This is a genomic window from Mucilaginibacter sp., from assembly GCF_039207105.1.
Classification (GTDB): domain Bacteria; phylum Bacteroidota; class Bacteroidia; order Sphingobacteriales; family Sphingobacteriaceae; genus Mucilaginibacter.
In genome coordinates, this window is sequence record NZ_JBCECK010000139.1 from 1 (window position 1) to 13,126 (window position 13,126).

General features: G+C 45.8%; 12 protein-coding genes and 1 pseudogene. 12 read left to right on the forward strand and 1 reads right to left on the reverse strand.

Annotated elements, in window-relative coordinates:
• The 5 genes and pseudogenes from AAGC65_RS20555 to AAGC65_RS20575 form a co-directional block, all read left to right on the forward strand.
• Positions 1–626, forward strand: a pseudogene (locus tag AAGC65_RS20555) (glucosamine-6-phosphate deaminase); the annotation flags it as partial.
• A 55-nt stretch (positions 627–681) separates the two neighbouring features.
• The gene (locus tag AAGC65_RS20560) at positions 682–1,047 is read left to right on the forward strand and encodes a four helix bundle protein (protein ID WP_343114337.1); all 366 of its coding nucleotides are present in this window, start codon (positions 682–684) and stop codon (positions 1,045–1,047) included.
• Positions 1,044–2,180 (forward strand): DUF5009 domain-containing protein, encoded by a 1,137-nt coding sequence (locus AAGC65_RS20565; RefSeq protein ID WP_343114338.1) that lies wholly within the window; start codon positions 1,044–1,046, stop codon positions 2,178–2,180. The genes AAGC65_RS20560 and AAGC65_RS20565 overlap by 4 nt, the downstream gene beginning before the upstream one ends.
• A gap of 2 nt (positions 2,181–2,182) precedes the next feature.
• A complete protein-coding gene (locus tag AAGC65_RS20570; RefSeq protein WP_343114339.1) occupies positions 2,183–2,689 on the forward strand; it encodes a DUF2059 domain-containing protein in 507 nt (168 codons plus the stop codon).
• A gap of 68 nt (positions 2,690–2,757) precedes the next feature.
• The gene (locus AAGC65_RS20575) at positions 2,758–5,628 is read left to right on the forward strand and encodes an insulinase family protein (RefSeq protein ID WP_343114340.1); all 2,871 of its coding nucleotides are present in this window, start codon (positions 2,758–2,760) and stop codon (positions 5,626–5,628) included.
• Positions 5,629–6,065: 437 nt separating this feature from the next.
• On the opposite strand, the gene AAGC65_RS20580 is transcribed toward AAGC65_RS20575, so the two are convergent.
• On the reverse strand, positions 6,066–6,716 hold the full coding sequence (locus tag AAGC65_RS20580) for a hypothetical protein (RefSeq protein WP_343114341.1): 651 nt from the start codon (positions 6,714–6,716) through the stop codon (positions 6,066–6,068).
• Positions 6,717–6,799: 83 nt separating this feature from the next.
• Here AAGC65_RS20580 and AAGC65_RS20585 point away from each other — a divergent pair, with 83 nt between their 5' ends.
• The 7 genes from AAGC65_RS20585 (at position 6,800) to AAGC65_RS20615 (ending at position 12,998) form a co-directional block, all read left to right on the forward strand.
• A complete protein-coding gene (locus AAGC65_RS20585; RefSeq protein WP_343114342.1) occupies positions 6,800–9,550 on the forward strand; it encodes a ligase-associated DNA damage response DEXH box helicase in 2,751 nt (916 codons plus the stop codon).
• A gap of 465 nt (positions 9,551–10,015) precedes the next feature.
• A complete protein-coding gene (locus AAGC65_RS20590) occupies positions 10,016–10,336 on the forward strand; it encodes a hypothetical protein (RefSeq protein WP_343114343.1) in 321 nt (106 codons plus the stop codon).
• A gap of 162 nt (positions 10,337–10,498) precedes the next feature.
• A complete protein-coding gene (locus AAGC65_RS20595) occupies positions 10,499–10,834 on the forward strand; it encodes a tRNA-binding protein (RefSeq protein ID WP_343114344.1) in 336 nt (111 codons plus the stop codon).
• Between the two features lies 1 nt (position 10,835).
• Entirely contained in the window at positions 10,836–11,210 is a 375-nt protein-coding gene (locus tag AAGC65_RS20600) for an SdpI family protein (protein ID WP_343114345.1), read from the forward strand.
• Positions 11,207–11,680, forward strand: a complete 474-nt coding sequence (locus AAGC65_RS20605) for a nucleoside deaminase (protein WP_343114346.1) — start codon at positions 11,207–11,209, stop codon at positions 11,678–11,680. The genes AAGC65_RS20600 and AAGC65_RS20605 overlap by 4 nt, the downstream gene beginning before the upstream one ends.
• An 80-nt stretch (positions 11,681–11,760) precedes the next feature.
• Positions 11,761–12,288: an Imm63 family immunity protein gene (locus AAGC65_RS20610; protein WP_343114347.1), complete on the forward strand. Its 528-nt coding sequence runs from the start codon at positions 11,761–11,763 to the stop codon at positions 12,286–12,288.
• A gap of 98 nt (positions 12,289–12,386) precedes the next feature.
• Complete coding sequence (locus AAGC65_RS20615; RefSeq protein WP_343114348.1) at positions 12,387–12,998, forward strand: superoxide dismutase; 612 nt, start codon at positions 12,387–12,389, stop codon at positions 12,996–12,998.
• Positions 12,999–13,126 lie beyond the last annotated feature (128 nt).

Genomic DNA, 13,126 nt, shown 5'->3' on the forward strand with positions numbered 1-13,126 from the left:
TGCGTGCCTTTTTCCCGCAGAAACAACCCAACCAGATCGATACCCAGGAGATCCGCAACGTGAAGGGCTTTATCCGCAAAACGGAAGCCATCTCGGGTGCACGCTATGCCGGTTTACCTGACGACCATATCCATTTTATGGCCCTGCCTTTCTACGAAACAGGCAAGACCAAAAAGAATACGGCAGGCGAAGCGGATATCCAGCTGACCATCGACCTGCTGCAAAAAGTAAAACCGCAGCAGATCTTCGCAGCCGGTGACTTTGCCGACCCGAACGGAACGCATTTGGTATGTTTCAATATTATCCTGGCGGCACTGAAACGCCTGAAGGGAACAGAAGCCTGGGTAGATGACTGCTGGCTGTGGATGTACCGCGGCGCATGGCAGGAGTTTGAGCCGTTTGAGATCGAGATGGCGGTACCGCTTTCGCCGCAGGAGGTGATCCGCAAGCGAAATGCCATCTTCAAGCACCAGTCGCAAAAGGACCGTCCGGTATTCCCGGGTGATGATGCCCGTGAGTTCTGGGTGAGAGCCGAAGACCGCACCCGCGACACCGCCCAGCGCTATGACCGCCTTGGCCTGGCCGAATACGAGGCGATGGAGGCATTTAAGCGGTATATATTCTAAGCTGTTTAGTTTTGAGTAGTGAGTTTTGAGTTATTGATTAATATATTCGATTTACATGCAAGATTTTAAAAAGCTATTAGTGTGGCAAAAATCTTTTAGCTTTATTACTAACACTTATAAGTATACTTCCAGTTTTCCTGCAGATGAAAAGTACGGTTTGACCAGTCAAACAAGACGGGCAGTTATCTCTATTTCAAATAATATTGCTGAAGGGTGCGGAAGATTTACTCAAAACGATTTGGTGCATTTTTTACAAATGTCTTTAGGCTCAAGCAATGAGGTTGAAAATTGCTTCCTCATTGCTAATTCTCTGAAATATTTAACGGATGAATCATTTAATGAGTTAAATGAGCAAAATACAGAAGTGCGTAGAATGTTACTTTCACTAATTGATAAAATAAGAAAAGGGAATAAAATATGATTAAACCGGCTACTGAAACTCAAAACTCACAACTTAAAACTCAGAACTTCAGACTCCTTTCCCTCGACGTTTTCCGCGGAGCTACCATTGCTATGATGATACTGGTAAATGACCCGGGCGACTGGGGGCACATATACGCGCCGCTTGAGCACTCCAAATGGAATGGCTGTACACCTACCGACCTGGTTTTCCCTTTCTTCCTGTTTATGGTTGGGGTATCAGTAGTATATGCTATGGAAAGCAAAAAAGCTACGATGCCGCATGGCAAAATGATATTATCGGCCCTGCGCCGTACGGTGATATTGCTTTTGATTCCCTGGATAACACAATTTATTTTCCATCCGGAGAACGGGCTGGCGCATCTGCGATTGCCGGGAGTATTGCCTCGCATTGCGCTGGTTTACTTTATCTGTACCATCCTTTACCTCAAAACATCACAAAAAACACGTGATTGGATATTTGCATCCGCTTTAATTGGCTACTGTGTTATCATGACCTGTATCCCGGTACCTGGTGTGGGCTATGCAAACCTGGAACCCGCCACCAATATAGGTGCGTGGATAGACAGACTGATATTTACTCCAAACCACCTTTGGAAAGAGTCGCACACCTGGGACCCGGAAGGTTTGCTGGGTACTATACCCGCGGTGGCCACCGGTTTGTTCGGCATCAGGCTGGGCAGCTGGCTTAAACGGAAAGACCGCGACGAGAATGTAAAAGTAAGCTGGATGTTCACCTATGGTGTACTGGCCGTAATCGCGGGCCTCATTTGGGATCTGTTTTTCCCGATCAACAAAGCCTTGTGGACAAGCTCATTTGTACTATTCACGGGAGGCTTGGCCACCACCGGGCTGGCCCTATGTTACTGGCTTATTGATGTGCAGGGGCGCAAAAAGTATACTTACTTTTTTGTGGTTTTCGGCACCAATGCTATTACGGCCTATGTGCTGTCGGGTTTTATCCCTCATTATATGGGCATGATCAAAATTCATGGAGCCTCGCTTTATCAAACCTTATTCGCACCCTATTTTTCGCCCGTAAACGCATCGCTGGCAAGCGCTATATTTACTGTGGCCGTACTTTGGGTGGTGATGTGGGGATTTTATGTTAAAAAGATCTTTATTAAAATATAACAATGAAACTAAAACCAAATCTTATCCTTTTCACAGTGCTGCTCCTTTTTTTATTTACCGGATTAAAAGCGCAAACAACATCACCTGCATTTACAACATCGCATTTGCAAGCTGCTGAAAAGTACCTGATAGCAACGGGTATTAATACCCAATTTGCAGGTATAATTAACAATATGATCAATTCATCAAGTGCGCAAATAGCTGAAAATCATCGCGCTTCTTATGTAAAGGTAATGCAGGCGTTCATGGGAAAATACTATGCCTGGGATGTGCTTAAAAATGAGTACACGAAAATCTACGCCGGAGAATTTACGGAAGATGAGCTCAAACAACTAACAGCTTTTTATAGTTCGCCCATAGGCAAAAAAGCGAGTGCAAAAACGCCCCTTTTATTGCAAAAAGGGATGACTATAGGGCAACAGGTAATGGCCAATCACCGGCCCGAACTGGAGCAGATGATGAAGGAAGCCTTTGCGGCAGATAGTGCTTCAACGCCAAAGAATAATTAACATTTTAACAATTTGTAACTAAGGGTTTCGTTTAGCATCTTAGTATAAAAATATTCCTTAATTAATATATGAATTTAAACTTAAAGCTTTCTGCTGTCGCGCTGGCATTCATCATTGCCTCAGGAAGCGTTTCGGCCCAGGTTAAAAAGAAGCCGGCAGCACCGGCAAAAGGAAAAACAGCCGCTGCAGCGCCACAGGCTAAAGCCGAGCTGTTACCGGTTGATAAGCAAGTGATCATAGGCAAACTGCCGAATGGTTTAACCTATTACATCAGGCAAAATACCGAACCTAAAAACAAAGCCGAACTATATCTGGTAAATAAAGCCGGTTCGGTACTGGAAACCGACGATCAGTTGGGTTTGGCCCACTTTACCGAGCACATGGCCTTTAACGGCACCCGTGACTTCCCGAAAAACGCGATGGTGGATTACCTCCAGAAATCGGGCGTTAAATTTGGCGCCGATCTGAATGCGTATACCTCATTTAACGAAACCGTATACCAATTACCCATTCCCTCAGATACCGTTAAAATTTTTGAGAACGGCTTTAAAATATTAGCCAACTGGGCGGGCTACGTAAGTTTTGACCCTACCGAAATAGATAAAGAACGAGGCGTGGTTTTAGAGGAAGAACGCCTGCGCGGTAAAAATGCCCAGGAGCGTTTGCAGCAGCAGATATTGCCTGTGTTGTTAAATAACTCGCGCTATGCTTTGCGTTTACCTATTGGTAAAGAGGATATCCTGAAAAACTTTAAGCCCGAAACCATCAAGAGTTTTTACCACGATTGGTACCGCCCCGATTTGCAGGCGGTTATTGCCGTGGGCGATTTCGACCCGAAAAGGGTAGAGGAGCTCATCAAACAAAACTTTTCGCAACTGCAAAACCCGCAGGGCGAAAAACCGAGGGTGAAATATACGGTACCTGCTACGCCAGGCACCGCGGTTAAAATAGCTACGGACAAGGAGTTCCCGTATACTCTGGCTCAAATTATAGTAAAACATCCGGGCACAACTATTAAAAATACGGCTGATTATACGCAGCAAATGAGGGTTCAATTATTTAACCAGATGCTGAACGCGCGCCTGGGTGAGCTGATGCAGAAGGCTACTCCGCCATTTTTATATGGTCGCTCAAGCTATGGTGGTTTCTTTGGGGAGCAGGATGCTTTTACCTCTATTGCTGTTGCCCGCCCTGGCGAACTTGAGGGCGCTGTTAAAGCCGTAGTAGCCGAAACAGAACGCGCCCGTAAGTTTGGCTTTACCCTTACCGAGCTGGAACGTGCCAAGCAGGATGCCCTGGTGCAAATGGGGAATGCCTACCGGGAAAAGGATAAAACACGCTCGGCTAATTTTGTGCAGGAATATCAGCAAAACTTTTTAACTGGCGAAGCCATCCCCGGTATTGAGTACGAGTATAATTTTTATGTAAACAACATTGGTAAAATAACCCTGGCCGAAATGAATGCCCTGGCCGGTAAATTTATCAGTGATCAGAACCGGGTAGTTATCGTGGAAGCACCGGATAAGGAAAAAGATAAGCTGCCTAACGAAAAAACTATCCTGCAATGGATAAGCACAGCCGGACAAAACCTGACCGCTTACGTAGATAACGTATCATCAGACCCATTGCTGAAAAAAATACCTGATGGCAGCAAGATCACCAATGAGGTGAAGGATGATGCCATTGGCACAACCACGGTAACCCTTGGCAACGGCGTAAAGGTGATTTTAAAACCTACCGACTTCCGTAACAACCAGATATTGATAAACGGCTATTCTTTTGGCGGTACATCTTTAGCCAATGACGATGATTTTACTTCGGCAAACCTGGCTTCGAGCATTGTTGGCAGCAGTGGTATAGCCCAGTTTAACCAGGGGCAGCTGGATAAAAAGCTGGCCGGTAAAAACGTAAGTATTTCACCATACATCAGTGATTTTACGCAGGGAATAACCGGCAACGTATCGCCTGCCGATTTTGAAACAGCCATGCAGCTGATCTACCTGTATTTTACCCAGCCGCGTAAGGATAAAGACATATGGCAATCGCAAATTGACCAAACAAGGTCGGTATTGGCCAACCGTAGTCTTGACCCAACCAGCGTGTTTCAGGATACTGTATCGGCGGTCATGAATAATTATAACTTCAGGGGTATGGTTACCACGCCGGCCCGTTTAAATTCGGCTTCGCTCGATAAAGCTTATGAGTTTTATAAAAGTAGGTTTGCCGATGCCAGCGGCTTTACCTTTAGTCTGGTAGGTAGTTTTGATATTGAAACGGTGAAACCATACCTGGAACACTATTTGGGTGGTCTGCCATCAACCAACAGTAATGAAACCTTTAAAAATCTGAACATTCATCCGCCTGCCGGGCTGGTGAGCAAAACAGTTAATAAAGGTGTTGGTGAAAAAAGCACAGTTCAACTGGTTTTCAGCGGCGACTATGATTACAACGATGTTAACAACTTACAGGTGGATGCCCTGGAAGAAGTGCTGAACATTAAACTGATTGAGCGCCTGCGCGAGCAGGAAAGCGGTGTTTATGCTCCCGGTGTTAGGGCAAGCTATCATAAACTACCTTCAGGTAGGTACACCATCTCTATTTATTTTGGATGCGCCCCCGAAAATGTGGACAAGCTGATCAACGCTACGATGGAAGAGATAGGCAAGATCAAACAAAACGGTGCACAGCCTACCGATATTCAAAAGTTTGCTGCCGAAGAAGCCCGCTCAACCCAGGAACAGTTGAAGGAGAATATCTTCTGGGCAGGCTACTTAGGTTCAACCTCACAAAACAAGGAAAACCCTGATCAGATCCTGAACCACGTAGGCAACCTTGACCAGATAACCGTGCAAAGTACTAAAGATGCCGCCAACAAATACCTGAGCGGCAAAAACCTCATCAAACTGATATTGATGCCGGAAAAGACCGAAAAGAAATAAGGTTTTTCTCCATAAAACAAAAGCCCCGCCTGAAAAAGCGGGGCTTTTGTTTTTAATATCTTCTGGTTACGGCAATGTCAGTAAAAATGGCGTGGGGCATAAACCACTCACCCGCCCGTTGCTTCGCTCGGGCACCCTCTCTTCGCCTGCGGCGGAAAGAGGGACTTGGAGAAATTTGTCATTGCTGTAAGGAGGAACGACGAAGCAAGAGCCTCACCCAACCCTCTCTAAAGGAGAGGGCTTTAAAATATCTTTTTAAAGTCTCCCCTTTTGGGGGAGATTTAGAGGGGCTCATTGCCACGTTACACTCGCAATGATAAATTTTTTTTTCACCCTCTTTGCGGCGCAGGCGCAGAGAGGGTCGACAAGCGCAGCGATGTCGGGGTGAGTCTATAAGTGCGGTTTCAGGCGGGGGATAAATCTATGCAATAAAAATCTCAATGCATATTCAAATAAGCCGCAGCCGTATCATGCAGTTGATGTACTACCACACCCACGCATTTGCCGGTGGCATCTATCTCAAAAGAAATGCCTTTATCCATATCGGTGTATACCTGTACTTTGCCGTTCTTGTTTTTATAGTCGCTGGTGGGTTTCAGGTCGTAGCTTTTTTTAATGTCGGCTTCGGGGCTGCCAACGCCCAAACCCTCGGCGGTTTTAAATGCGGGCGAGGTGATCAGGATCTTACGGATACGGCTGATGATCTCGTCCTTGGCGCCCATATTGCGGTGAGCAAAAACACTGGTGCGGTAACCTGCCGGGTTATGGCCGGCAAACCAAACCATTAATGAGCTGCCCATAGCAGCGTCTGAGCTATCCGGCCGGCCAAGAGTGGTGCTCACGTTGGCAACATCTTCATTTAACTGTATATTTCCAATGCTTCGTCCGGGTACAATGAGCTGCGTAGAGGTTGTTTTAATTTTGCTTGTATCAGTACTTGCCGGGCTTGGGGCTGTAGAATCGTTAAGCAACGGCTGTTGTACCTTTCCGGTATCAGCAGATTGATCGGCAGCGCTATCTTTTTTAGGTGATTGATTGCAGGCAAATAAAGCGCCGCATAGCAGTATTATAAAAGTGTTCCTGATCATATATTAAACAACAGTATTATATTTATTTTGTTGACAAAGCTAATTACGGCTAACCAAATTAACATTAATTTGTTCAACTATTCATGGCATCCAAAGGGCAACAGGTTATACAGCAATGGTACAGGCAAAAAAACTGGCAGCAGTTTCCCTTTCAGCAGGAAATGGAAGCGGCCTATCTCGCTGGTTACTCAGGTTTGCTGAATGCACCTACAGGTAGCGGTAAAACCTTCGCGCTGTTTTTGCCTTTCCTGGCCGATTTTATCAACAAACATCCGGATACTTACACCACGCAAAAAAATAACGGCCTGCTTATGCTGTGGATAACCCCACTGCGGGCCTTAACCAATGATATCCGCAAGGCCATGCAGGAAGCCTGCGAGGAGATGGGCCTGCCCTGGCAAATTGCCACCCGTACCGGCGATACCCCGGCAGCCGAAAAGCAGGCCCTTAAAAGAAAATTGCCCGAGGTACTGCTCACCACACCCGAAAGCCTGCACCTGATGCTGGCCCAAAAGGAGTACCCCAAAATGTTCAGCCACCTGCAGGTGGTAGTTATTGACGAGTGGCACGAGCTGTTAGGCACCAAGAGAGGTGTACAAGTAGAGTTGGGGTTATCGAAGTTGAAAGTTTTGGGTGGGGAGCGAGGATCGGGGAGTGAGGAGCGGATAGGAAAGGATAAGGAGAACGAAGAAAGTGGAGTGAAGAGTGCGGAACGGAGAGAGAAAAGCGGAAAAGGAGGAGTGAAAAATGATATGGGAATAATAGGAAGTAATGAAGCTAATGTATCTTCTATCGCTCCTCTCACCCCGCATCCCGCACCTTCTTCGGACCCCGCACCTCGCACCTCCTCCGCACTTCACACCCCGCTCCGAATCTGGGGCATCAGCGCTACTATCGGTAACCTGGAGCAGGCTGCCGAGGTATTGCTGGGCAACGATTTCCCGCCAGAGCGGATCAGGATGGTGAGGGCCAACCTGGATAAAAAGCTGGATATCCGGTCGATCATTCCGGATAATGTGGAGAATTACTCCTGGGCGGGGCATATCGGCTTAAAGCTGCTGCCGCAGGTAATGGAGATTGTTGCCCGTAGCAAAACCACGTTGATATTTACCAATACCCGCTCACAGTCAGAGATATGGTATCATGCCATTTTAGATAATTATCCCGAGTATGCGGGTATCATGGCCATGCACCACGGTTCGTTGGATAATGAGCTGCGCAATTGGGTGGAGCAGGCCCTGCATGCCGAGGCGCTGAAGCTGGTGGTATGTACCTCGAGTTTGGATCTTGGTGTCGATTTTAGGCCGGTTGATACCGTGGTGCAGGTAGGTAGCCCTAAAGGTGTGGCTCGTTTTATGCAGCGGGCAGGCCGAAGCGGCCACCATCCCGGCGCGGTTTCCAGAGCTTATTTTGTGCCGACGCATTCATTGGAGCTGCTGGAAGGCGCGGCCCTCAAACAAGCCATCAAAAAAAAGATATTTGAAAGCCGCGACCCGATGCTGCTCACGATGGATGTGCTGATCCAGTATATGGTTACGCTGGCCGTGTCAGACGGGTTCAGGGCCGATGAATTGTTTACCGAAGTAAAAAGCACCTACGCCTTTGCCGATATATCCCGCAATGAGTTTGGCCAGCTATTAGAGTTTATCACCAGCGGCGGCAAAACCCTGGCCCAGTATGATGAGTTTTTAAAGGTAGAGGTAGAGAATGGCCTTTATAAAGTGAACAGCCGCAGGGTGGCCATGCGCCATCGCCTTAGCATTGGTACCATTACCAGCGAGCTGAGCGTGCGGGTTAAATGGCTCAGCGGGGGCAGTTTGGGTACCATTGAAGAATCGTTCATATCTAAATTAAAACCAGGGAATACCTTCTGGTTTGCCGGGCGCAGCCTGGAGTTTGTGCGGGTAAAGGAGATGACGGCTTACGTGAAAAAATCGAATTCCACCAAGGGCATTATCCCCAGCTGGAACGGTGGGCGCATGCCGCTATCCTCGCAACTGGCGGCTGTGTTCAGGGATAAGCTGGACGAGGTAGCACACGGGGTGGAAAAAGATGAGGAAGTTATCGCCCTTAAACCTTTGTTCAATTTGCAGCAGCAGTTGTCGCACCTGCCCCAGAGCCACGAGTTCTTGATCGAATCATTTAAATCGCGTCAGGGGCATCACCTGTTGTTTTATCCTTTTGAGGGGCGTTTGGTGCATGAGGGTATGGCATCGTTACTGGCCTTTCGTATCAGTAAAATAAAACCGGCCAGCTTCTCTATCGCCATGAATGATTATGGCTTTGAGCTGCTTACCGACGAGGATGTCCCCATAGAGCAGGTACTGGAAGATGTTAGTTTTTTTTCGATAGATAACCTGTTGGATGATATTCAGCACAGCCTAAACGCCAATGAAATGGCCCGCCGCCGTTTCCGGGATATCGCCCACATCGGCGGGCTGGTATTTACCGGTTACCCTGGTCAGCATATCAAAAATAAGCACCTGCAGGCATCCACCTCGCTGTTGTTTGAGGTTTTTACCGAGTACGAACCCGATAACCTGCTGATACGGCAAGCTTATAACGAGGCCCTGGCATTTCAGCTGGAAGAATTCAGACTGAGGGCGGCCCTGCAACGCATCGCCACCCAAAACATCATCCTCAAAACCATTGAGCGCCCAACACCTTTTGCTTTCCCCATTATGGTTGATAGTTTGGGGCGCGAACGGCTGACCACCGAGACACTCGAAGAGCGCATAGCCAAAATGGCCCGCAGCTATGGTGCCGAAGGCGTAGCCGAACCCGCCGCCCGCAAAACCCGCAAGCCGGGCATTACCAGGAAAAAAGGGTTTTGATGATTAGCTTTGAGTTGTCATTCTGAGGAACGAAGAATCTAATCGACGATTTGCGCGGAGTATAATAGATTCTTCGCTGTCGCTCAGAATGACAATTTTTTGAATATAATGAAACTTATTCTCTACCGCGAGCTTAGCGCAGCGTATCTCGTGGTAATCATTGTGTAAGCTTTCAGCTTACATTCAGCTGAAAGCTGAAACCATGCTGGCCACGAGCTACAAGCTCGCGGCAGAGGGTATCTAATCGGCGATTTGCAAGGAGTATAATAGATCCTTCGCTATCGCTCAGGACAGGTTATTTAGATATAGAGATTACGCTTTATCGCGAGATTAGCCCGGCGTAACTCGTATTATTGATACGTGGTTTTTAGTTGTCGTTACTAACAAATTTGTTACGGCAATTTAATCTGCAAAGGCTTAAACCAGAATGGTTTTTCAGTAACTTAAGCATAAATACCTATGATAATGAAAACCTTGAAAATACATTGTTTGCTGCTTGTTTTTAGCTTTTTGCTGGCCGCCTGTTCACCTATTTCCTATGTAGGCGATACATTTCCGGCAACACCGAAGGCCGACATTTATTACGATGCTAAAGACGTTAAGCCGGATTATAAAGTGATAGGCCATTTGTCGATGGAGTTTAGCAGCAATTCCGATTACATCAAAACAAAATTATCAGAAAAAGCCAGATCATTGGGAGCCGATGGTGTGATCATTTTGCAAACCACCGGGCACGATGAAAAGCAAACCGTAAAAGCCGACGCAATAAAATATAACGTGAAATAATTGGACCGAACAATGATTAGACAAAATTAAGTACCGCTTAATATCTCGTTGCTACGCTCTGCAACGACAACACAAGTAAGTATCTCGAATTTACCTCTAAAATTATTCGCACATCTGCACATTTGAAATGTACACATCTGCAAATAATTTACCTTTGCCATTATGGAAACAATAGCCTGGCATGATTTTGAAAAAGTAGAACTCAGGGTAGGTACCATCCTGGAGGCCGCGGATTTTCCGGAAGCACGTAAACCTGCCATTAAGGTTAGGGTTGATTTTGGCGAGTTTGGCATTAAATGGTCGAGCGCGCAAATTACCAAACACTACACCAAAGAAACATTGGTTGGCCGCCAGATAGTAGGCGTGATCAATTTTCCGAAAAAACAGATCGGCAAATTTATGTCGGAGTTTCTGGTGACCGGCTTTGCCGACGAAAATGGCGACATTGTACTGGCAGCTATTGATAAACCTGTGCCTAACGGCAGCAAACTTGTTTAAAATGAATTTTACCACATGGATAGCCGGACCGCAAATGATCGGAGCGATTTCGCTCATAATGGGAGCCATCTTATACAGGTACCCTCCAAAAAATATGAATAATGGGTATGGTTACAGAATGCCATCGTCATTAAAAAATCAGCAGATGTGGGAAGAGGGTAACCGTTATTCAGCTATCTGTATGCTAAAAGGTGGCTTGGTTTTAGTTGTTGCAGGATTGCTTATCACCTTTATCTTAAAAGAAATAGCTATAGCGCCCAAATTAAGGGGAGGCCTGACCGCATTATTTCTGATTGTCTCCGGGCCAATTATAGGCCTATTTATAATTGTATCAACAGAAAAGCATTTGAAAATCTTTGATAAGGAACAAAAATGAAATATATCAGTTTTGAGGACGAGCCCTCTATTTCGCCCGACGATTTTTTTATGGGCGAAGCTTTAAAAGAGGCGCGCTATGCCCTTGAGGAAGATGAAATACCTATTGGCGCCATTGTAGTGCATGGCGGCAAGATCATAGGCAGGGGCCATAACCTGACCGAACGGTTGAACGATGTATCGGCCCATGCCGAAATGCAGGCGCTTACCGCTGCTGCCAACTCTATGGGGGGCAAGTATTTGCAGGGCTGTACCCTGTATGTAACTATGGAACCCTGCGTTATGTGCGCGGGCGCATCGTACTGGTTCCAGGTAAGCAAAATTGTGTTTGGCGCTTACGATACCAAACTGGGCTTTGGCAGGCTTAATCAGAAAATTACGCACCCCAAAACAATAATCACCGGCGGCATTCGTGAAAACGAGTGCTCAGAACTGGTGAAAAATTTTTTTAAGGGGAAGAGGAAAAAGTAGCATCATTATATAGTAAAGTGAATAGAAGACTTACGAAGTTTTCAAAACTTCGTAAGTCTTAATCTTAATTTTATAGAAGTATGATTATTTCTTTAGCCTGTATAAAAAAGATGGTTGATGAACTGGCACTTAAAATCCAGGCTCCTGAAACATTGTTGCCAGCATACGGTACCTATTTTGAAGAAGCACAACCATACATAGATATTGATCATAACGGCCAATTGTATCTTTTAGCTAATGAACGCGGCAATGAAATTTACAGGTATTTAGCATTGGATTTAGATGATCTCCTTTATCATGTTTTCGATAGTGTTACGTTGAGTATGGCCACAAAATATGAATTAGCAGACAGGGTTGCAGGGCAAGATTCAAGGCGGATTTGGTTTGTTGAACAGGAAAGATTACTTGGTATGCTTAATGTTAAATGGCAACTAAAAAAACAACAGAATCATACGCAAATACTAATAGGGTATCCTTTTGATGATTGGGCCAGAGATAGGGTCGCTTATTATCAGAAGCTTATTTCACAAAGAATGCACAGTGGAGAAGAATGGTTAGTGGCTTGTGAAAAATATCCTTGGCCCAATAAACAATCAACCACCAACTAATACACAACACTGACAAACTTTTTAGAACAAAAACAGCATTCAACTCTTATATTTGTTACGTCACAACATTAAACTTTTAAACTTTAATAATAACCATTATGGCATTTACACTACCGGCGTTACCTTACGCTACCGATGCTCTGGAACCGCACATTGATAAACTGACCATGGAAATTCACCACGGCAAACATCATCAGGCTTACGTAACCAACCTGAACAAGGCCCTTGAAGGTAAACCTGAGGCTGACGGTAACCTTGACGACATTATTAAAAACATTTCAAAATTCCCTGCTGCAGTACGCAACAATGGCGGTGGTCATTACAACCACTCTTTATTCTGGACTTTGCTTTCTCCAAATGGAGGCGGTGAGCCAACCGGCGCTTTGGATGAGGCTATTAAAAGCACTTTCGGTTCATTTGCCGATTTTAAAACTAAAGTTTCTGAAGCTGGTGCAACCCGCTTTGGTTCAGGCTGGGCCTGGTTAATTGTTACTGCCGATAAAAAACTGGCTGTTACTTCAACTCCTAACCAGGATAACCCATTAATGGACATTGCCGAAGTAAAAGGTACTCCAATTTTAGGTATCGACGTTTGGGAACACGCTTACTACCTGAAATACCAAAACCGCAGACCAGATTACTTAGCAGCTATCTGGAACGTGATCAACTGGAAACACGTTGCCGAGCTTTATGCAAAAGCAACAGCTTAATTTTATTAAGTTCTTATAACGAAAACGGCTGGGTTTACCCGGCCGTTTTCGTTTAATAGGATTTGGTTGTTATAAACCTTACACCTCCACACGTCATTGCGAGGTACGAAGCAATCTCTATCCTGTAC

Coding starts and splice junctions, on each gene's coding strand:
- AAGC65_RS20585 (WP_343114342.1), top strand. CDS start 6,800: ATGGCATCCAAAGGGCAACAGGTTATACAGCAATGGTACAGGCAAAAA.
- AAGC65_RS20580 (WP_343114341.1), bottom strand. CDS start 6,716: ATGATCAGGAACACTTTTATAATACTGCTATGCGGCGCTTTATTTGCC.
- AAGC65_RS20575 (WP_343114340.1), top strand. CDS start 2,758: ATGAATTTAAACTTAAAGCTTTCTGCTGTCGCGCTGGCATTCATCATT.
- AAGC65_RS20615 (WP_343114348.1), top strand. CDS start 12,387: ATGGCATTTACACTACCGGCGTTACCTTACGCTACCGATGCTCTGGAA.
- AAGC65_RS20560 (WP_343114337.1), top strand. CDS start 682: ATGCAAGATTTTAAAAAGCTATTAGTGTGGCAAAAATCTTTTAGCTTT.
- AAGC65_RS20600 (WP_343114345.1), top strand. CDS start 10,836: ATGAATTTTACCACATGGATAGCCGGACCGCAAATGATCGGAGCGATT.
- AAGC65_RS20590 (WP_343114343.1), top strand. CDS start 10,016: ATGAAAACCTTGAAAATACATTGTTTGCTGCTTGTTTTTAGCTTTTTG.
- AAGC65_RS20610 (WP_343114347.1), top strand. CDS start 11,761: ATGATTATTTCTTTAGCCTGTATAAAAAAGATGGTTGATGAACTGGCA.
- AAGC65_RS20605 (WP_343114346.1), top strand. CDS start 11,207: ATGAAATATATCAGTTTTGAGGACGAGCCCTCTATTTCGCCCGACGAT.
- AAGC65_RS20565 (WP_343114338.1), top strand. CDS start 1,044: ATGATTAAACCGGCTACTGAAACTCAAAACTCACAACTTAAAACTCAG.
- AAGC65_RS20595 (WP_343114344.1), top strand. CDS start 10,499: ATGGAAACAATAGCCTGGCATGATTTTGAAAAAGTAGAACTCAGGGTA.
- AAGC65_RS20570 (WP_343114339.1), top strand. CDS start 2,183: ATGAAACTAAAACCAAATCTTATCCTTTTCACAGTGCTGCTCCTTTTT.